The organism is Flavobacterium sp. RHBU_24, assembly GCF_046613695.1.
Taxonomy (GTDB): Bacteria; Bacteroidota; Bacteroidia; order Flavobacteriales; family Flavobacteriaceae; genus Flavobacterium.
This window is the reverse complement of record NZ_JBKJHD010000005.1, coordinates 117,333-138,771: the sequence shown is the minus strand read 5'-3', so window position 1 is coordinate 138,771 and position 21,439 is coordinate 117,333. Positions and strand designations below refer to the sequence as shown.

Here is a 21,439-nt window from a genome sequence, read left to right as displayed (position 1 = left end):
TTTCATAAATAAAAGATGTGATTTTATATCTTTAGCCTTGTAAAACCATCAATCTAGATTAACTAACCGAACATAATGGATCAAAAAAGAAAAATTTATAAACTTGAAGAAATTTTCACCCCAAGTAAGCCAGCTGATGTAACATTTGTAGCTCGGAATGAAATCAATAAAAGGATAGATAGAGCGCTTCGAACAAGTGGTAAACAAATAATAATTTATGGCTTTTCAGGTGTTGGTAAGACTACATTACTTTTTAAAAAGCTTAAAGAGTTTGAAATTAATTATATTAAGACAAGTTGCATAAGCGGAATGACGATTCAAGATATCATAATCGACGCTTTCAATCAGCTTGATGTATATTACCCTCATCAAAAAGAAAATGTTGAATCAAATACTGTTGGAGGTAACTTAGAGGCATCTTTTTGGATTTTGAAAGCGGGATTAAAAGCAGAAACAAAAGGCGATGCCAAAGTTTCTCAAAAAAGAGTAGTTGAGTTGCCCACTACGCCGCAGACACTTGCTAAATTTATTGGATCGAAGGAATTAGTTTGGGTTATTGAGGACTTCCATAAAATTGAAGAGTCTCATAAAAAGCAAATGGCTCAGATAATGAAAGTTTTTATGGATGCTTCAACAGAGTTTTCCAATTTAAAAATTATAGCAATAGGAGCCGTTAACTCTGCCAGAGAAGTCGTTCAATATGACTCAGAAATGAGGAGCAGGATTTCAGAAATAGAAGTTCCTTTAATGTCACATGATACTCTCAAAAGAATAATTGAAACAGGCGAAAGACTATTAAACATTAAATTCTCAGAAAACGTTACAAATCGTATAGTTACATATTCAAGCGGATTGCCCGCAGTTACACATCAACTATGTTTACTACTTTGTGAATTGGATGAAATTTTTAAAACCCAAAGTAGTCAAAAAAGAATTCAGGCTCAAAAATTTAATGAGGCCATGGATGAATATTTAGAAGAAAATTCGGATTCGCTTAAAGCTATTTTTGAGCAAGCGACGAAAGTTGTACATCCTCGTAAAAATGAGAATCCATTAGATCTTCTTGGTTATATAGTTACCTTGGGAAAAGATAACTTTTCAATTTTAGAACTCAAAGAAAGTATCCAAAATGGGAATGTTAATTACAAAGGTAATAATTTAAGAAAGTATATTGAAGAATTTACTCAACCGGAGAGGTCAGAAATATTAAGATTCAATGCTAATCATAATACATATTATTTTTCTAATCCTTTTATCAAAGCTTACGTACAATGTTCTTTAAAGATTGAAAATCCAAAAGCAATAGAATTTAAACAAGATTTTAAGAATGTTTTAAAAGAAGAATTAATTCTAGCACAAAGAGTTTTCAAGGACGATTTTGGTGATTTTGATTTTGGCGATTTTGAGGATTTATAGTAATGAACGTGTCCCAATGCTAAAATCCCTCATCAATCTCCTATACCCCGTAACCTGTTGCGGTTGCGATGCCCTGTTGCTGGAAAGCGAAGACACGATTTGCACCGCATGCCGGCACGACATGCCCTATACCCAGCACTACCGCCACCCGGCTAACGAAACCGCCCAAAAGTTCTACGGCAGGCTGGAGCTGGAGCACGCATCGTCTTTAGTGTATTTTCATAAAGAGGGTATGGTACAGCAAATGATACATAACCTTAAGTACCGTAAGCAACAGGCCGTGGGCAGGCTTATGGGCGAGTGGTATGCCCCGCTGCTCAAACAGGTGCCGGAGCTGCAAACCGTGACGGATATCATACCCGTGCCGCTGCACCCGCGCAAGCTTCGGGAACGCGGCTACAACCAGGTGGCGGAGTTTGGTAAAGCGCTATCCGCCGGGATGGATGTGCCCTATACTGATAGCATACTACTCCGTGCTTCTTATACTAAAACCCAGACGAAAAAGAACCGCGAAATGCGCGCCCAGATTATCGGCAGCGCTTTTGAAGTAGATTACGATGACGCCGATTACGGTAAGCACTTTTTGCTTATAGACGATGTAATTACCACAGGCGCTACATTAGAAGCCTGCGGCAAACTGCTGCTGCAAATTCCCGGCGCACGGCTTAGTATAGTAACGATAGCTTTCGCGCAGAGTTAAAGTCTGTTTTAATTTTACCACAAAGGCACAAGGATTTCACTAAGTGCACAACGAAAACCGCCTTCGGCGGAAGAACACAAAGCTTTACTTCAGTTCGGGCATTGCCCCCGGGTGTGTCCATTCAGCCCGGTAATTGTCCAGGCAGCTTTGTGTCCCTTGTGAAAATCCTTGTGCCTTTGTGGTAAAAATATCCAGTAAAATCTTCTGAACAGTTATATTAAGAACACCCCAACAGTTTAAATTTTGGGCAAAATAGTTCCACGTCACTAAATATAATCGTTATTTTGCCGTTACAATTCCAGATTATGCTTAAAAACAAACTCTATATATATTTTGTGCTGGCGGCGCTGTGCCTTACCGCCTGCGCAAAACGCGGCTCTATTACCGGCGGGCCTAAAGATACCATTCCGCCCACGCTGGTTAGCAGTTCGCCCCGTAACATGACGACCAACTTTACCGGCAGCGAAATACACATCGATTTTGACGAGTACATCAAGATAAAAGATGTAAACAAGCAACTCATCATTTCGCCACCTATGGATACGCCCCCGGTAATTATGCCGGCGGGGAGCGCGAGCAAATTCATCAACATCAGGATAAAAGATACCCTTAAGGAAAACACTACCTACAGCTTTAACTTTGGGCAGAGCATTACCGATAACAACGAGGGCAACCCCTATTCGCAGTTCCGCTTTGTGTTTTCTACGGGCGCGTATATCGATTCGCTGGCGTTGGGCGGCACCATTAAGGATGCACACGATACCAAGACCGACAACTTTGTTACCATAATGCTGTATGAGGCAAACGAAACCTTTACCGACAGCACCATATATAAGAAAAAACCGCGGTATGTAACCAATACGCTGGACAGCCTCACGCTTTTCAGCCTGCAAAACCTTAAGGCGGGCAAGTACTATATTTTTGCCATGAAGGATGTAGCCAATAACTATATCTACAACCCGAAATCAGACAAGCTGGCGTTTTTAAAAGACCCGGTTGAGGTGCCTAACGATACCATTTTTTCGCTGGAACTGTTTAAGGAAACGCTTGATTTTGATGGCAAAAAGCCGGTTCAGGAAACGGCTAACAGACTGTTTGTGCCGTATGAGGGCGCTGCCGACAGCACCGTAACCGCTACGGTCAAGCACGGCACGAACGGAGAAGCCATAAAAAGCCTGCTGACCAAATTACCGGATAAAGACTCGCTGCAACTGTGGCTGCCCCGCGGAATTACGGCAGATTCGCTACAGGTGCAAATAAAGCAGAAAGACACGCTGAAATCGTTTATTACCAAAATTAAGGAATTAAAAGAGGCCGACTCACTACAAATAGAGGCCGTGCAAAAAGGCGGGCTTACCTTTCGCGAACGCTTTATGCTGAAGGCGAAAACGCCGCTGACGCAGATTGATGCGGCAAAGATTTCGCTTATAGATAAAGATTCTGCCGCCGTGCCGTTTACGTATAAATATGATGCCTTTGAGCAGCGGCTGGACTTTGATTTTAAGAAAGACGAAAACCAGAAGTACAGCTTTGTAATGCTGCCCGGTGCGTTTACCGATTTTTATGATACGCAAAACGATACGCTCAGCTATAAGCTGTCCACACGGCCGTATGCCGATTTTGGCAACCTGGTGGTTACCCTCGAAAAGGTAAAGCGATGGCCCGTTATTGTAGAAATTACCGATGCTAAGGGCAAGTTATACGCCACAGCCACATCAGACGGCGACCCCAAAATAAACTTTGAGGCCATAGAGCCCAATACCTATACGCTGCGTATTATTTATGATGATAACAAGAACCGCGTGTGGGATACCGGCAACTACTTTAAAAAACTACAGCCCGAAGAGGTTATTTATTTTCCCAAGCAGATAGATGTGCGTGCCAACTGGGATGTAGAGCAGCCGTTCCCCGCCGGGGGGTAGTGCTTTGCTGCCATCCGGCAATACAGCATTACGCATGGTTGCTACAGTCAGGTTTCGCTTCCCACCCCTTCCAGGAACGCCGCAAAGTTATCTTCGTTAGCCACATCCAGCTTTTTACGGATGCGGTAACGCGCATTTTCTACCCCGCGCAGCGATATGCCCAGCAAGGGCGCAATCTCCTTATTGGTAAGGCCCATTTTTACAAAGGCGCACAGGCGCAGCTCCCGCTGGGTGAGGGACGGGCTAAGGGCCTTAAGCCCTTCAAAAAAGTTGTGGTGCACTTTTTCAAAATGCACATCAAACACCTCCATATACTCCTCGCCCACGCGGTGTCGGTTCAGCTTCTGGAAAATATCCAGCAGCTTCTTCCGGCTTTCCTCGTTGCGCACATAGTTTTTCAGTTCCTTGAGGTCGTCGGTAATTTCGGCAAAAACATCTTTTTTCTGCACCAGCAGCATGGTATAGTTGGCCAGTTCCTTACTCTTATTTATCACATCTTCTTCCAGCGCTGCCTTATCCCTGATTGCGGCATCCTTGTCGCGTTGCAATTTTAGCTGCGCCACTTCCAGCTCCAGCAGGCGGCGGCTGCTTTCGGCCTCGCGGGCGCTCTTGGCCTTTTCATACCGTATGCGGCGTTTTATCAGCAGCCTGATGCCATACATTACCAGCAGCGACAGTACACCATACAGTATATAGGCCAGTGTGGTTTGGTACCATTCGGGTAGCACGGTAAACCTATACGCCGCCTCGCCGCCCACTATGCCGGCGGTATTGCGGCTCTTTACCTTAAAGGTATAGGTGCCGGGCCCCAGGTGGGTATATTCCTTAAACGGCTGGTTTTGCCAGGGGCTCCATTCCTGCTCGCTGCCCTCCAGTATATAACTGTATTGTATACGGGTACCCTTAGCCATTTTTGGCACGGCAAAATCAAACCGGAGTATGTCCGTTTTGTTGGGCAACTCTATGGCACCTTTACCCGATGCCGTGTGCAGCAGCTCCTGTTTTTGCCTGCGGGTGTAGCTTACCTGTGTTATGGCTGTGCTAATACCAGCCGGGTTGCCAGGATTCTTTATACTGTATAAAAACAGGCCGTCTGTGGTGCCAAAAAGCATTTTATCACCGGGCAGCGGCACCAGGCACTCCATACCGCGGTTAAAGGTGCCTTTAAGGTTCAGGAAGATGTCCTTGCGCGGCTCGGGTACAGGCTGGCTGATATCAAAGTAGCCGGCTTCATCGTCCTGTACAAACCAGGTACGGCTTCCATATTGCAGTATTTTCCGGGTATTGAGTGTAGGGTCCAGCAGGCTGTTTAGCTTCTGGTAGGGCACAAAACGGTTAGTGGTATTATCAAAGGTATAGATGCCATTATTAGTAGTAAATACCACCTTTCCCTGCCAGCGGAACACATTTACATTGAAGGAATTTTTCAGCCCGTTTTTATTGGTAAAATGATCTACCGAGCTTACCCGGTTGTACGCAGCATTAATACGCAGCCGGAAAACGCCCTGGTAGCCGTGGCACACCCAGTAGGTGTGTGGCTCATCGGCGGGGAGGATATCGCGTGCCGACTCATTAAAGCCCGCTATCTTGGGGTGCAACAGCCATTCCTTTCCTTTTTTTTCAAGCAGGTACAAGCCATTGTATTGCGAAGCCAGGTAAAAACCGGGCTTACCGGCTACGGGGTTTATCTTCCAGAAGCCGCTTACCGCGCCTATCTGTACCGCGCTGCCGTGTACAATTTTATACAGCCCGGTATCATGGCAGGCTATTATGTCGCCCGACGCTTTTTGTACCGTCCAGGCCTGCCCCTGCAGGTTGCTTACTTTGGTAAAGTTATTTCCCGCATCGGCAGCATAGTATATGCCCTGCGTGGTGGCTATGTAGAGGCTGTCTTTAACGGGCAGCGCGTCATATACCGATGCCCGGTTAAACAGCTGCCGGTAGGGCGAATGGTAATCGGCATAGGCAAGGCCGTTGTTTTGCAGTATCCACATATTGCCATCTGTGGTGCGGTAGAGCTTTTGCACTACGCCATCCTTAAGCGGCGCAAAGCCATCGGGGTTATAATTCGTTTGCCCCATGCGGTTAACCGAAATCAGCCCTTCGTTAACCGTGCCTATATATATGCTGCCGTCAGGGTTTTTAAGGGCGGCGCCCACACTGCCGTCACCTGCCGGGAAACAGCGGTTTAGCAGGGTTATTTTGCCGGTTGCCAGTTCGCCGTAATAAATACCGCCCTGCACGGTAACCACCAGTAGCGCGCCCTGTTTTCCCCCGGGTAAAATTTCGGCTACATCTTCATTGTTAAACCCCGTCGCCGGGAACGCCATGAGCAATGTATTGCTGCTGGGCTGAAGTGTAAGTATGCCGTGGCCACTTTCGGCTACATAGTAGTTATTGTTAACCACTGCCGAATAGGTAAAAGCGGTAGAGGAGGGCAGGCGGGTGGCGGCCCTGCCGGTAAGCACAATAATCTCACTGTAGGCACAAAACAGCACCCGGTTGCCCAGGTGTTCAATGCCCCATATATTTTCGAGGTTGCGGCCTTCCGGTTGCAATTCTTTGAGTATTGACCGATATTCATATCTGCCGTCTTTTGCCCGTGATATAATCCCTGCCTCGTTATAACCTCCTGCATATATAGTGCCATCCATGCCCTGTGAAAGGCTGCGTACCGACGAATTGTTGGGCAGTATAATCTTTTGCCAGTGTTCGCCATCAAAAACCAATACACCGTCATTATTGCCAAAGTACATTACCCCGTCATTCCCTTCGCAAACCGACCAGAACTGGCTGTCGGCCATAAAATCGGATTTTTCATAAATTTTCAGCTTTACGGCATTTTGCGCGAATGCCAAAACAGAAAGGCAGGTGGATATAAATGTTAAAATAAGTTTATGCATGTCAATCTACAATACGAGGATATAACAAATGATGTAAATGTACTATAAACCACGATACATTACTTTATTTTAATTTATAAAAGTGTATATTTTATTTCTATTTAATATATTGATATAAATATGATTATAAAAATAAGTGAATTATTTGAGTGCCATAAATGAGTATGGCGTAATCAAAGTGAAGATGAAAAAATAAATGTAGCCATTACCTGTTTTAGATTTGCAGGATACTGATATAGCAGTACTATTAACTATGTATACATTTATTAGCGGCAGGGGCATATATAAAATTTTTGCCCTCACCATAGCCGCCCTTTTTTCATCATGTGCAAGTAAAACCGCAACCGCCTGGGTAACCATGCCCGATAAATCGATGCTGCTGGCAAAGCAGGAAACCACTGCCGCGCCCGACCCTTCGCACGTTCAGGTAATGATTAATCCTTCGGTTACCTATCAAACCATGGATGGGTTTGGCTACACGCTAACGGGCGGCAGCGCGCTGCACATATCTAAAATGAGTGCACCGGCAAGGGCTGCCTTGTTGCAGGAACTTTTTGGCAACGGCACAAATGATATTGGGGTAAGCTACCTGCGCATCAGTGTGGGCGCATCTGACCTTGACGAACAGGTGTTTTCGTATGACGACCTTCCTAAAGGGGAAACCGACGAAAACCTTGCGAAATTTGACCTGGGTTATGACAAAAAATACCTGATACCTGTGCTACAGGAGATACTGGCACTCAACCCGCAGATAAAAATACTGGGCTCGCCCTGGTCGCCACCCGTATGGATGAAAGACAACGGCGATACCCGCGGCGGCAGCCTGAAGCCTGAATTTTACCCGGCCTACGCCAAATATCTGGTGAGGTACATACAGGAAATGAAGAAAAACGGCATTACGATAGATGCCCTGACCGTACAGAACGAACCGTTACACCCCGGTAATAATCCCAGTTTGTTAATGCCCGCCGATGCCCAGAAGGTATTTGTGCGCGACCACCTGGGGGCAGCCTTTTCCAAAAACAATATCCAAACCAAAATCATTATTTATGACCACAATGCCGACAGGCCCGATTACCCCATCTCGATACTTGATGATGCCCGGGCAGCACAGTATATTGACGGGTCGGCGTTTCACCTCTACGGGGGTACGGTAAATGCCATAAGTAAGGTGCACGATGCCCACCCTGATAAAAACCTGTATTTTACAGAGCAGTGGGTGGGTGCCCCGGGCAAATTTGACAAAGAATTTAACTGGCACATAGAGAACCTGATAATAGGCGCACCGCGCAACTGGTGCAAAACCGTGCTGGAATGGAACCTTGCCGCCGATGAGCACCAGGATCCGCATACTGACCGTGGCGGATGCGACCGCTGCCTGGGCGCGGTAACCATAACCGGAGATACCGTAACGCGGGAGCCGGCCTACTACATCATCGCGCAGGCCAGTAAGTTTGTGCCGTCGGGCTCTGTGCGTGTAGAAAGCAACGTAACAGAGGGCTTGCCCAATGTGGCATACAAAACCCCGGCGGGTAAGATAGTCGCCATCATTCAGAATACAACAGGTGAAGCAAAAACCATAGACGTTGTTGCCGGGAGCAAGAAGACAACGCTGACCCTGAAAGCAGGTGGGGTAGCTACCCTTCAGCTGTAAGTAGAAATGATTTTAAAATATACAGGCCCAAAGCCGTACACTTTGTAATTAAGGTTAACGTATTTTGGACTAATGTAGTTATTCATAAGTAGAGTTTAGGTTGGTACTCGGAAAAGGCCGGTAACAGTGAGGGTTACCGGTTTTTTTTATTTGCGCCCATCAGAAATGCAAGGCGGGAGGCCACTACATACTTTTCGCTACATTTACTAACTTTACCCCTCACAGTTAGAATATGAAAAACATTACGCACATCTTTTTCCTTTTGTTTGTACTGCAGCTGCCCTGCAGGGCGCAAAAGCCGGGCAGTTTAACCACACCCATTACCATTGGACACCAGGCCGTTTTACAGTCAAAAATACTGGGCGAAGCGCGGCTGCTCAATATTTATCTGCCGGAAGGATACAACGCTAAAGACAGCCTGAGGTACCCTGTAATTTATTTGCTGGACGGCTCGATGGATGAAGATTTTATACACATCTGCGGCATTGTGCAATATGCAGGGTTTGAATGGGTAAATTATTTGCCTAAGTCAATCGTGGTGGGGATAGCTACCGTAAACCGTAGGCGCGACTATACCTTTACCACAACGGTTGCCGAGCAGAAAAAAGCGTACCCGGAGGCAGGGCATTCGGATAGGTTTATTGCCTTTATAGTACAGGAATTGCAGCCATATATAGCTACAAGCTATAAAACCTCCGGTTCGAAAACCATTGTCGGGCAGTCGCTGGGCGGGCTTTTAGAAACCGAAATATTATTCCGGAAGCCTGAACTTTTTAACCGGTACATTATTATAAGCCCCAGCCTGTGGTGGGACAACGGTTCGCTCCTGGGCATGCAGCCGGCCATACTGTCTGCCGGGTTTAACCAGCCTGTAGAAGTTTATATTGGTGTGGGTAAAGAAGGGTTAACACCTACCACCATTCCGCGTGTGATGGAAGTGGACGCGAATGTCCTGGCAGACAAAATAAAATCAGGTAAAAGCACATCGGTAAAAATTATTTTTGACTACCTGCCGGGGGAAGACCATGCCACCATTATGCACCAGGCCGTGCTCAATGCATTTAAGCTGCTAAAGCATTAATAATACGCTTTGATTATCGATAAAAATTAGTGAAATTAGGGGCAAACAAATCAAGATGAAAATCTCCCTTATACAAACGGCCCTGGCGTGGGAAAACGCTGCCGAAAACCGCAAACAGTTTACCGCATTACTGGGCAGCATTACCGATACCGACCTTATTGTACTGCCCGAAATGTTTGCCACAGGGTTTAGCATGAACCCGGAGGCGGTTGCCGAAACCATGGATGGGCCCACGGTACAGTGGATGGTGGAAACCGCCATGGCGAAAAACGTAGCCATAACCGGCAGCCTGGTTATTGAGGAAGAGGGCAGGTACTATAACCGTCTGTTTTTTGTGTACCCGGACGGTACCATAAAAACGTATAATAAACGCCACCTGTTTACATACGCCGGTGAAGATAAATTTTATACCCCCGGTACAGAAAAGCTGATTGTAGACTATAAAGGCTGGAAGATATGCCCGCTTGTGTGCTACGACCTCCGCTTCCCGGTATTTTCACGCAATACCGAGGGTTATGATGTGCTGCTGTATGTGGCCAACTGGCCCCAGGTGCGCACCACGGCGTGGGACACGCTGCTGCGCGCCCGTGCCATAGAAAACCTTAGCTACACCATAGGGGTTAACAGGACGGGGGAAGACGGCAACGGCCACGGGTATACAGGCCACTCACAGGCGCTGGATGCCTTGGGCAATTACCTGCTGGAGCCCACCGAAGCCAACGGTGTATTTACCGTGGTGCTGGATAAGGAAGCCCTTGCCGCCACACGTAAACGGTTTTCATTCCTGGACGACAGGGATGACTTTGAGATAAGATATTGATTGTTTCTTTCGGCAACTTTGGGCCGCTTTGGGAATCTTTGGGTTACAATAAAATAAAGGTGGTAGCTGTTTTAGAAAAACACACCCCTAACCCCTCCCGAAGATGGGAACAGCTTCTCTCAGTAGTAACCATCAGTGAAATCCCGCGCTTACCCGCTCAATCCGCGTCATCCGCGTTACATCGAACAGCCAGATTACCGTATTCACCGCATTACCAAAAACTATTCTACAAAACGGTAATAGCGCGCGCCGGTAAGGTTGGGCAGTTCGGTTTCTATCTTGTCTAAAATCCACTCGTTCACGGGGGCTTTTACGCTGTAATCCAGTTCTTTTTTGTGGAGCTTATTATAGGTTTCAAAGTCTATGGCAGTGCTGGTTTCCAGCGTTTGGAACAGGCGTGCTTTTTCGGCGGCGGCCTTCCACCCGGGCTGTATCACCCCCTGGAATGCCTTGCTCTTAGAGCCGCTTCCGTAAGCCAAAAAGCCAAAGGCAGTGCCGGTTATGTCTATGCCCTGTTCCGCTTTTACCACAAGGGCGCTCAGCAATCCCATAAATATAGAACCGGTATAGAGGTTGCCAATGAGCGATGAGGCGGGTTCGGCCGGTTGCAGTTTTTGGTTTACAAAAGCCCTGTAATCGTCGCTTTTGCTAATTTCTTTAATACGTGTGGCAAAGTCGGCCGGGGCTTCATCTCCGGTAAGTAGCGGTATTTCCGCGTCGAGCGCAAAAATTTCAGAAAACATACGGCGCCCCTGGAACGCGTAGGGCAGGTGCATGATGATGCTCTCCCAGGTGCTGTATAATGAACCTGCGGTTTTTGTAAGTGCCTTAAACGAATAATAGGCTTCGCGTGTACGCTCGGTATACACGGTATTACTGTACTGGCCGTCAAAAACCGGCTGGTCTTTGTGTATTTCTATGTGCGCCTCAAGGTTGCCAAACCACGGCTCGTTAGCCTCAATATTAGTAATCTCCTTTTTGGCAAGAGTACGGTAGGGCTTAAAGAAGTCGAACACGCCTTTAGCGCTTACGGCCCAGTTATTATCAAAGGCTATAATGCGTGGGTTCTCGGTAACAAGCAGTGCTACGGCACCGGCACCCTGGGTATATTCGCCGGTAGACTCCAGATCGTACTTTGCTATGTCGCTGGCAATAACCACGGCTTTTTTGCCGGGGTTAAGGCGCACAAAGTCGATGCAGTTGTGCAGGGCATCTACGGCGCCTATGCAGGCAAAGGTAAAATCTACGGTATCGCAATGCAGGAACGAGTTGTGGCCGTGCAGTTGCTCCATCAGGCTGATAACAAAAGAGCCTATGGGCTTAGAGTTGTCTATGCCGCTTTCGGTGCCCACATATATGCGTGCTATGTCGTTTGGGTCAATGTTATTGTCGGCAATAAGGCGGGTAAGCGCATTGGCGGCAAAAACCACGGTATCCTGGTGGGTATCGGGCAGGGTCATTTTCAGCAGGCCCAGGCCTTTTTCAAGCTTATCGGCCTCTATATTACGGGCTTCGGCAAGGGTGCGTATGGGTAAATGTATCTTGGCAATATCGTAGGCAATAGCGTCTATACCGGTGTTCATTGGTTACAGTTTTTTAAAGAATTGCAAATTTAGCGGTTTTAGGCTTGCATTGCATTAAAATCATCATTTTGTTACTGGCTTGTATTTAGCGAAAAAGCACACACTTACCCGCACAGTTGTATAAATTTAGGGGAGTATTAGGCTTAACTGCGCGCTAAGATTTTTCAATCGGCGTGAAAGTAGGATTTTAGCGTAAATAAAACCGGCTTTTGATGTTTTACGGTTTACTAAATCGCTGTAGTTTTCAGTATGGGTTTTGTGTTGATTTGGTTTTTTTGCATTATTTAAACTTTTTTTAGGATAAAAAAACACATAATTTATTTTTAAGTTGATAATAGTTTAAAATTAATCCACTTTAAACTGATTATAAATTAGCGTTGAAAGGTTGTGAAGAATTTCATTTAGATGTAAATTTGTTTGATTTTTTTAAAACATTTACTTTTAAACAAACATTATGGCAAAATCTGCACTATTGAAGTCATCTATCGCCAAGAAATACTGGATGTCTTTAACAGGTTTATTTCTCTGCCTGTTCCTTGTGGGGCATTTACTGGGCAACTTACAACTTATTTTTTCGGATGCGCTGGCCTTTAACCTCTACGCGCTGTTTATGACTACTAACCCCGCGGTTAAGATACTGTCATACCTTACCTACATTTCTATACTGTTCCATGCCTTTGACGGTATACTGCTTACCATCCAGAACAGGAAGGCAAGGCCTATAGGCTATGTAATGAACCAGCCGCAGAAAAACACCATCTGGGCATCGCGCAATATGGCGGTTTTAGGTACCATTATATTGGTGTTTATTGTTACCCACATGGTTAACTTCTGGGCAGTAATGCACTTTAAGGAAGACATGCCGCTGCAAACAGTTACCATTAAAGGCGCAACCCCGCAAGAGGAAGAGCAAAGCCTTTATATTACCACAGCAACGGGCGATGCACGCTTTTTGAATACTAAAAGGGTTGATGGCAAAAACCTTGTAAAAGAAGGCAATAAATTTTATGCCATGATACCTAAGAAAATGCCTGACATGATGAACCCTACTGAAACGCCGGAAATGCAAAAAGTATATTTTGCCGAAGGGTATAAAGACCTGCACAAAATAACTGTGGAGTTTTTTAAGAACCCGGTAAACCACATGGGCCTTATTGCTACTATATTATATGTGCTGGCTATGGTGGCGCTTGGCTTCCACCTGTACCACGGTTTTGGCAGCGCGTTCCAGTCGCTGGGCGCTAACAACCCTAAATACAACGGATTTATCAGGAAATTTGGCTATGCCTTTTCAATCATTGTTCCGGCTGCGTTTGCCATTATACCACTTTACCTTCACTTTTTATACAAATAATCAACATCTACTTATATGGCGTTAGATTCTAAGATACCGGCCGGTCATATTTCTAAAAAATGGACCGACTATAAAGACCACCTGAGGCTTGTTGCCCCAAACAACAGGCCAAAAATTGACATAATTGTTGTAGGTACCGGCCTTGCGGGCGCGGCGGCTGCTGCGTCATTTGGCGAAATGGGCTATAATGTTAAGGCATTCTGCTTTCAGGATTCGCCACGCCGCGCGCACTCTATTGCCGCGCAGGGTGGTATAAATGCCGCCAAAAATTACCAGAATGATGGCGACAGTATTTACAGGCTGTTTTATGATACTATAAAAGGTGGTGACTACCGTGCCCGTGAGGCAAACGTGCACCGCCTTGCAGAGGTTTCGGGCAACATTATCGACCAGTGTGTGGCCCAGGGCGTTCCCTTTGCCCGCGATTACGGCGGAATGCTTGATAACCGCTCTTTTGGCGGCGTACAGGTACAGCGTACGTTTTATGCCGCAGGGCAAACCGGCCAGCAGTTGCTGTTAGGCGCTTACTCGGCGCTTTCAAGGCAGATAGGACTTGGCCGTGTGCAGATGTACAACCGCCACGAAATGCTTGATGTTGTAAAAATTGACGGCAAGGCGCGTGGCATTATAGCCCGTAACCTGGTTACCGGCGCACTTGAAAGGCACTCTGCACACGCGGTTGTTATCGCTTCGGGCGGTTACAGTAACGTGTACTTCCTTTCTACAAACGCTATGGGCAGTAACGTAACCGCCGGATGGAAAATACACAAAAAAGGCGCTTACTTTGCTAACCCGTGCTTTGTGCAAATTCACCCTACCTGTATACCGGTACACGGCTCTAACCAGAGTAAGCTTACGCTGATGAGCGAATCACTGCGTAACTCCGGCCGTATATGGGTACCTAAAAAGAAAGAAGATGCCGCGGCCATCCGTGAAGGAAGGCTTAAGGCTGTAGATATAAAAGAAGAAGACAGGGATTATTTCCTTGAGCGCAGGTACCCTGCCTTTGGTAACCTGGTGCCGCGCGACGTAGCATCACGCGCCGCTAAAGAGCGTTGCGATGCCGGTTTTGGTATTGAGAACAACGATACGCAGGAAGGTGTTTACCTCGACTTCTCTTCAGAGATAATTAATAAGGGCAGGCAAACCGCTTATGCAAAAGGTAACCACAACCCTACGGATGAAGAGGTAATAAAACTGGGTAAAGCCTGGATAGAGGAAAAATATGGTAACCTTTTCCAGATGTACCAGCAAATTACCGATGAAAACCCGTATGAAAACCCAATGAAGATATACCCTGCTGTACACTATACCATGGGTGGCGTGTGGGTAGACTATAACCTGCAAAGTACCATACCGGGCTGTTTTGTGGCGGGTGAGGCGAACTTTTCTGACCACGGGGCTAACCGCCTTGGCGCTTCGGCACTGATGCAGGGCCTTTCAGACGGTTACTTTGTACTGCCGTATACCGTATCAGACTATCTTGCAGGAGAGATACGTACTGGAAAAATTTCTACCGACAGCCCCGAATTTGCAGAAGCAGAGGCAGGCGTGAAGTCGCAGATAGACGGTTTCCTTAACAACAAGGGAACGAAAACGGTAGACCATTTCCATAAAAGGCTGGGCCACATTATGTGGAACAAAGTAGGTATGGGCCGTAATGCACAGGGCCTTACCGAGGCTATTGCCGAAATCGCGGCGCTTAAGGCTGAGTTTTACAGGGATGTATACGTTCCCGGCAGTGCCGACGAGCTTAACCCCGAGCTTGAAAAAGCCATTCGCGTAGCCGACTTTATCGACCTTGGCCAGCTTATGGCCCGCGATGCGCTGCAACGCAATGAATCGGCCGGCGGACACTTCAGGGAAGAATACCAGGATGCTGATGGCGAAACGCTTCGCGATGACGAGAACTTCAACTTTGTGGGCGCGTGGGAATACCAGGGCGACGACATCAACAACGAGGTGCTTCATAAAGAAGAGCTTAAATACGAGTACATTAAAATCGCGGCCAGGAACTACAAATAAAATAAATCGGATATGGCTTCTAATAAAAATATAAACATTACCCTTAAGATATGGCGCCAGAAAAACGCCAAGGCTAAAGGAAATATCGAAACCTATACACTTAACGAGGTATCTACCGACAGCTCATTCCTTGAGATGCTCGACCAGTTGAACGAGCAGCTGGTTAACAGCCAGAAAGAGCCTGTAGCCTTTGACCACGATTGCCGCGAGGGTATTTGCGGTATGTGTTCGCTATACATTAACGGCCGTGCGCACGGCCCGGCCAGCAAGGTAACTACCTGCCAGCTGCACATGCGCTCGTTTAAAGACGGCGATACCATATATGTAGAGCCGTGGAGGAGTAAAGCCTTCCCGGTGATAAAAGACCTTGTTGTAGACCGTTCGTCGTTTGACAGGATACAGCAGGCAGGTGGTTTCGTTTCGGTTAATACATCCGGCAACACTATTGATGCCAATGCTACCCCGGTACCCAAGCATGATGCCGACCGCGCTTTTGAAGCGGCTGCCTGTATAGGCTGTGGCGCGTGTGTGGCCAGTTGTAAAAACGGCTCTGCAATGCTGTTTGTAGGCGCTAAGGTGTCTCAGTATGCATTGCTCCCTCAAGGTAAGGTTGAGGCTACACAGCGTGTACTAAACATGGTGCGCCAGATGGACGAAGAAGGCTTTGGTAACTGTACCAATACCGGTGCGTGTGAGGTAGAATGCCCTAAAGGTATTTCTTTAGAGAACATTGCCCGCATGAACAGGGAATACCTCTTTGCGAGTATCAAGTAATAAAACAAAGCAAATATACTAAGAACGCGCCCTGAGAAGGGTGCGTTTTTGTTTGTAGAGGCACATTGAATGCGTCTCTACTGGTAAAAGTTCGTACCTTTGCACACACTTAGGATCTAAGTCCTTAAGCACCTCAGACACTCAAAGCAATGATAGAAGATAAAAACCAGCAGCGTACCAGCCTGGGCAATCTGGGCGAATTCGGCCTTATAGCCCACCTTACAAAAGATATTGAAACCACACAGCCCGGTACCCTTACCGGTATAGGCGATGATGCCGCCGTGCTCGATTTTAAAGATAAAAAAGTAGTGGTTTCTACCGATTTACTGGTTGAGGGCGTACACTTTGACCTGGCTTATATGCCGCTGAAGCACCTGGGCTACAAAGCCGTGGTGGTTAACGTAAGCGACATCTGTGCCATGAACGCTAAGCCTACGCAAATAACCGTTTCTATCGCGGTGAGCAATCGTTTTCCGGTAGAGGCACTGGATGAGTTGTATGACGGCATTAAGCTTGCTGCTAAAATATACGGTGTAGACATTGTAGGCGGTGATACCACGTCATCTCAAAAAGGGATGATACTGAGCATTACGGCCCTGGGCGAAGCCAATGCCGAAGCGATAACCTATCGCAACGGTGCCGGCAGTACCGATTTATTAGTTGTTACCGGTGATGTGGGCGCGGCTTATATGGGCCTTAAAGTGCTGGAGCGCGAAAAGCTGGTATTTGAGGTAAACCCGCAAAACCAGCCCGACCTTGATGCCTACAGCTACCTGATAGAGCGCCAGCTTAAGCCGGAGGCCCGTGCTGATATCCGTGATATACTTAGCAATCTTAACGTTAAGCCAACTAGTATGATAGACGTGTCTGATGGGTTATCGTCGGAAATTATACACCTGTGTAAAAACAGTGGGGTGGGGTGCAACCTGTATGAAGAGAAAATCCCTGTAGACCCACAGCTGATAAATACCTGCGAGGAATTTAATATTGATATTACCACCGTAGCCATTAACGGTGGCGAAGATTATGAGTTGCTCTTTACCATTAAAATGGAAGATTTTGAGAAAATAAAAGGCAACCCTAACTTTACCATCATAGGGCATATGACCCAGGAAAGCGAAGGCATACACCTGATTACCCGCGCCAATACAAAAATCCCGCTAAAATCAAGGGGATGGAACGCGCTTTCTGAAGAATAATTTGAGAATTAAGATTTTAGATTGAACTTCACTCATATCTACTAAACAGCAGTGGCTCATCCGAGTGTATTTCAATCTGAAATCTAAAATCATAAACCTGAAATCCCAATCTCCTGGCACAGTTCCACCAACACCCCATTCGTGCCTTTCGGGTGGAGGAAAGCAACCAGTTTATTGTCGGCGCCTTTTTTCGGGGTTTCATTTAGTACCGTAAAGCCTTCGGCTTTCAGGCGGGCTATTTCGTTCACAATATCTGTCACATCAAAGGCAATATGGTGAATGCCTTCGCCTTTCTTTTCTAAAAATTTGGCGATGGGGCTGTCGGCATTCGTGGCTTCCAGCAGCTCTATTTTGTTGGGGCCGCTTTGCAGGAAGGCGGTTTTTACGCCTTCGCTAAGTACTTCCTCGGTTTTATAGCAGGGGGTGTTGAGCAGCTTTTCAAACAGAGGTATTGATATGTCGAGGCTTTTTACGGCGATGCCCAGGTGTTCTATTTTGTTCATTTGGCTACGACCTTATAAGTTTTTGCGTCTCGGTTCCGTTAGATGATTTAACTTTTACTAAGTATATGCCATTAGCCATATCATTGGCTTGCAGTTCATATTTTGTGTCGTTTACATCAGTTCCAAAAAGCTTTTTCCCGGCCAGGTCATATATTTCTACACCATATATCACACTATTTGATTTAGAATAAATAGTAACCCACCCATTTGAAGGATTAGGATATAGAGTTATATCGTTTTTGCGTTTATCATTGTGTAAATCAACTGTGGAAGGTGCGCTTAAAATACTTTCGGCATTGGCCACATAAAGCTCATGTCCACTATTTAAAGTATTTGCTCCCATGTAGATTTTATTATCTATAACTCCGAAGATACTGTTTATGCCATAATACTCTTCAAATTGCGTTCCGTTAGAAACTGTTACGTCTACAGAATATGTATTTAAAACCGTACCATCTGATATCCATAGATTGGGAGTCGATGTTGGGTTTACAAACATTAAATTGCTTTGAATGCAGGTGTAGTCCTGGAACGAATTAGTATCAGATTGGGTCAGCATTATGGTGCCGTTAGCAGTCCCGTCTGTTTTCCATATCTGATCACTGCTCCAGGAAAGCCAGTCATTTGCTCCTAAACCGAAAAAGATTGTATTTCCGCATGATTGCATAAATTTTATACCACGGTCGGTTGCTAAGTCTCCTTTTACAAGCACGGTTCCCGCGAGGGTTCCATCCGAACGAAAAATGCTGCGTCCGGTGGTGTTAGTATTAACATTGTAATATAATTCATCGTTAACCAATGTATTATGCAAAAAGTGTATGTAATTTGAATTAATGTCAGACTGTATCAGTACTGTTCCTTCCTGGGTACCATCGCTACCATACAAAACATTTAAACCGGTTGTAGTTATAAAGATTTTGTTGTTGTTGGCAGCTATTATAACGGGATAAGCATTTGTTGCGGGTAGTGTTATAACTTTTAGTGTGCTTTCTGCTGTACCATTTGTTTTCCATACAGCTTCGCCTGTGCCATCATTTGCAACAAAAAACAAAGAGCCGTTGTATACAGTATAATTTTTGTTCTGCATTCTTAAACTGTTTGATGCATTGACCCCCGATTCTGAACCGGGGTTAATATCTTTAACAAGCCAGGTCCCTTCTTCGCTGCCATCTGTCCGCCACAACTCATTGCCATGTATATTATCATTTGCTTTAAAATAAAAAACATCATCAAATGCCATAAAATATGTATTGCCTGTTACACTGGATCCTATGCCAGGCATAATATCCTTCACCAGTTTTGTCCCCTGGCCGGTTCCATCGGTAACAAATATTTCTGCACCTGTTCCGTCGCCATAGCCGTTAAAAAAAAGCTTGTTGCCCGCTTTTATAAAAAGGTAGTTTTCATGTTGATTTGTAAAGCCAAAGGATATGTTTTCTCCCGGATTAACGTCTTTTATAACATGGGTTCCTGCTGCTGTACCGTTGGAAATAAAAGGTTCAGTGCCTGAAAGCCCATTGTTACCTGCAAAAATAAGGCTGCCGTTAAATATTGAAGATGAAAACCGTCCGGGGCCCGACAACGTTCCTGAGTAAGAATGTCGTATATCCGGTGTCATTGCAGTGCCTTGCTCTGTTCCGTCAGTATACCATAATTCTACACCGTTAGCGGATTCGTACCCTCCTGGGAAGTACACTTTGTCGCCAATGTGAACAAAGGCAAAATTTCCGGCAGATGTACCCTCAATGTTAATGTCTTTAAGCAAATGTGTTCCTTGCTGGGTGCCATCGGTTATCCAGGGCTTCGGGTTATAGCTCTGCATTCCGGATGCTTTAAAAATAAGATAATCATCTGCCGCGGTAAGCAAGGTAATACTGCCGGCATTAGCTAACACTGTGTCTACCGCTACTACGGTGCCATCTACCGTGCCATCGGTAGTCCATATTTGGGTACCTGAGCCAAAATAATCAGAAGCAATAAAATAGGGCGTATTGTTAAGTAATGTAAAGTTGCTAAAAGTGGTAAAGTTCTCTGCCGGGTAGTTAATTATTTTTAGTTGTGTGGTTCCCTCCGGTGTTCCGTTACTCTTCCATAATCTGTTACTAGCGCCATAATTAACCATGAAAATAAAGTATTCATCTGAAACTACAATTCCTGAAAGGTCAGTGTAAACGGAAATACCATTTGCTCCGGTAACAAACTCTTTAAACAGGGTTGTGCCTTCGGCTGTACCGTCACTTTTCCAGAGTTCGGCCCCCGCAGTGGGTGTCGCGGCTACAAAGTAAAAGTTATTGCCAAAAATAATGGGTTTTTGCGGACCCGCATTGGCTGTACCCGGCGCAATATCTGCAAACAATACGGTGCCGGACTCTGTGCCGTCGCTTTTCCATAATTCATAACCTGCTTCAGGGGTTTTACCGCTAAAATATAAAGAGCCGTTAAATACAAAGAGGTTTGATGTATCATCATTAAATGGTACTGTATTGAGGTTTTTTAGTACATGCGTCCCTGCTTCAGTTCCGTCTGAAACCCATATTTGCCTGATATTGTTGTAATTATGGTTAGTAAAGGTAAAGTACAGCTTGCTATCATAAACTATAAACTCTCCGAAATAGCCGCTTTCACCTAAATCTTTAACTAGCACAGTATTCTCGGGTGTCCCGTCGGTTTTCCATAGTTCCTTACTATTCGATGAACTTGTAAAAAAAAGATTATCTGCCACTACATTCAGGTTTGCAGCGTCGGTCTGGTAGCCTTCTGTATACATTGAGTTTGTCGCAGGGTTATAAAACCGTAAACTCCTTTGGTAATTAATGTTAAGCGATGTAAAACCTATTTTATCACCCAGTGCAGTCATATCCATAGGGTAGCTATCACCAACAAAGTTAGTTTCTAAGAGTGTAGCATCTATATTTTGCGCAGACGAAGCGGTTATACATGAAATAATTAAAAATAGGTATAAAATTTTTTTCATAATAATCAGTTGGTTATGTCTGGCAAATATAAATTAATTCGATAAATCCGGGTAAATAATTCAAGATTATAAAACTAAAACATTGCCGCTATGCAACTTTGCCACACCTATTAATAAATTAAGTACTTTTGCAGGATGGAAGAAACGAACAGACAAAAAAAAATAGGCGCGCTGCTGCAAAAAGACCTGGTAGACATACTACAGGGCGAAATACGCAAAAACGGTGTGAGCAACCTGGTGATATCAATATCTAAAGTATTGGTAACTACCGACCTTTCGCTGGCAAAAGTATACCTTAGTATTTTCCCTTCAGAAAAAGGGGCAGAACTGCTTGCCGCCATAAAAAGCAACGCACCGCTTATAAAGCACGACCTTTCGCAACGGGTAAAGCTACAGTTGCGCAAAGTGCCCAACCTTATTTTTTACATTGACGACACGATAGACCGCATGGAAAAAATAGACCGCGAACTTACCGGCGAGAACAACCCCATTACCAATCCCGAACTACTGGAACGCCGCAAAAAAATATAA

15 protein-coding genes are annotated in these 21,439 nt (G+C 45.5%); 11 read left to right on the top strand and 4 right to left on the bottom strand.

Features of this window, described 5'->3' with window-relative positions:
• Positions 1-75 precede the first annotated feature (75 nt).
• The 3 genes from ACLI09_RS07365 (at position 76) to ACLI09_RS07355 (ending at position 4,038) form a co-directional block, all read left to right on the top strand.
• Entirely contained in the window at positions 76-1,416 is a 1,341-nt protein-coding gene (locus ACLI09_RS07365) for an ATP-binding protein (RefSeq protein ID WP_411418956.1), read from the top strand.
• A gap of 16 nt (positions 1,417-1,432) precedes the next feature.
• Positions 1,433-2,116, top strand: a complete 684-nt coding sequence (locus ACLI09_RS07360; RefSeq protein WP_411418955.1) for a ComF family protein — start codon at positions 1,433-1,435, stop codon at positions 2,114-2,116.
• A 305-nt stretch (positions 2,117-2,421) separates the two neighbouring features.
• A complete protein-coding gene (locus tag ACLI09_RS07355) occupies positions 2,422-4,038 on the top strand; it encodes an Ig-like domain-containing protein (RefSeq protein WP_411418954.1) in 1,617 nt (538 codons plus the stop codon).
• A 47-nt stretch (positions 4,039-4,085) separates the two neighbouring features.
• On the opposite strand, the gene ACLI09_RS07350 is transcribed toward ACLI09_RS07355, so the two are convergent.
• Complete coding sequence (locus tag ACLI09_RS07350) at positions 4,086-6,941, bottom strand: triple tyrosine motif-containing protein (protein ID WP_411418953.1); 2,856 nt, start codon at positions 6,939-6,941, stop codon at positions 4,086-4,088.
• Between the two features lie 253 nt (positions 6,942-7,194).
• Between ACLI09_RS07350 and ACLI09_RS07345 the strand changes: the two genes are divergently transcribed.
• The 3 genes from ACLI09_RS07345 (at position 7,195) to ACLI09_RS07335 (ending at position 10,496) form a co-directional block, all read left to right on the top strand.
• Positions 7,195-8,595 (top strand): glycoside hydrolase family 30 protein, encoded by a 1,401-nt coding sequence (locus tag ACLI09_RS07345; protein WP_411418952.1) that lies wholly within the window; start codon positions 7,195-7,197, stop codon positions 8,593-8,595.
• A gap of 232 nt (positions 8,596-8,827) precedes the next feature.
• A complete protein-coding gene (locus tag ACLI09_RS07340) occupies positions 8,828-9,676 on the top strand; it encodes an alpha/beta hydrolase (protein ID WP_411418951.1) in 849 nt (282 codons plus the stop codon).
• 55 nt (positions 9,677-9,731) lie between these two features.
• Complete coding sequence (locus tag ACLI09_RS07335) at positions 9,732-10,496, top strand: amidohydrolase (RefSeq protein WP_411418950.1); 765 nt, start codon at positions 9,732-9,734, stop codon at positions 10,494-10,496.
• A gap of 221 nt (positions 10,497-10,717) precedes the next feature.
• Here ACLI09_RS07335 and ACLI09_RS07330 read toward each other — a convergent pair whose 3' ends face one another.
• Positions 10,718-12,079, bottom strand: a complete 1,362-nt coding sequence (locus ACLI09_RS07330) for a hydroxymethylglutaryl-CoA synthase family protein (RefSeq protein WP_411418949.1) — start codon at positions 12,077-12,079, stop codon at positions 10,718-10,720.
• A gap of 454 nt (positions 12,080-12,533) precedes the next feature.
• Between ACLI09_RS07330 and ACLI09_RS07325 the strand changes: the two genes are divergently transcribed.
• The 4 genes from ACLI09_RS07325 to thiL all read left to right on the top strand — a co-directional run bounded on the left by ACLI09_RS07325 (position 12,534) and on the right by thiL (position 17,431).
• A complete protein-coding gene (locus tag ACLI09_RS07325) occupies positions 12,534-13,433 on the top strand; it encodes a succinate dehydrogenase cytochrome b subunit (protein WP_411418948.1) in 900 nt (299 codons plus the stop codon).
• Positions 13,434-13,448: 15 nt separating this feature from the next.
• Entirely contained in the window at positions 13,449-15,458 is a 2,010-nt protein-coding gene (locus ACLI09_RS07320; protein WP_411418947.1) for a fumarate reductase/succinate dehydrogenase flavoprotein subunit, read from the top strand.
• A 12-nt stretch (positions 15,459-15,470) separates the two neighbouring features.
• The gene (locus ACLI09_RS07315; RefSeq protein ID WP_411418946.1) at positions 15,471-16,232 is read left to right on the top strand and encodes a succinate dehydrogenase/fumarate reductase iron-sulfur subunit; all 762 of its coding nucleotides are present in this window, start codon (positions 15,471-15,473) and stop codon (positions 16,230-16,232) included.
• A gap of 149 nt (positions 16,233-16,381) precedes the next feature.
• Entirely contained in the window at positions 16,382-17,431 is a 1,050-nt protein-coding gene (gene thiL, locus ACLI09_RS07310) for a thiamine-phosphate kinase (protein WP_411418945.1), read from the top strand.
• Between the two features lie 89 nt (positions 17,432-17,520).
• Here thiL and mce read toward each other — a convergent pair whose 3' ends face one another.
• Entirely contained in the window at positions 17,521-17,934 is a 414-nt protein-coding gene (gene mce / locus ACLI09_RS07305) for a methylmalonyl-CoA epimerase (protein WP_411418944.1), read from the bottom strand.
• A gap of 4 nt (positions 17,935-17,938) precedes the next feature.
• On the bottom strand, positions 17,939-20,908 hold the full coding sequence (locus tag ACLI09_RS07300) for an ELWxxDGT repeat protein (protein ID WP_411418943.1): 2,970 nt from the start codon (positions 20,906-20,908) through the stop codon (positions 17,939-17,941).
• 135 nt (positions 20,909-21,043) lie between these two features.
• Here ACLI09_RS07300 and rbfA point away from each other — a divergent pair, with 135 nt between their 5' ends.
• Positions 21,044-21,439, top strand: coding sequence for a 30S ribosome-binding factor RbfA (rbfA, locus tag ACLI09_RS07295; protein WP_411418942.1), 396 nt, complete (start codon positions 21,044-21,046; stop codon positions 21,437-21,439).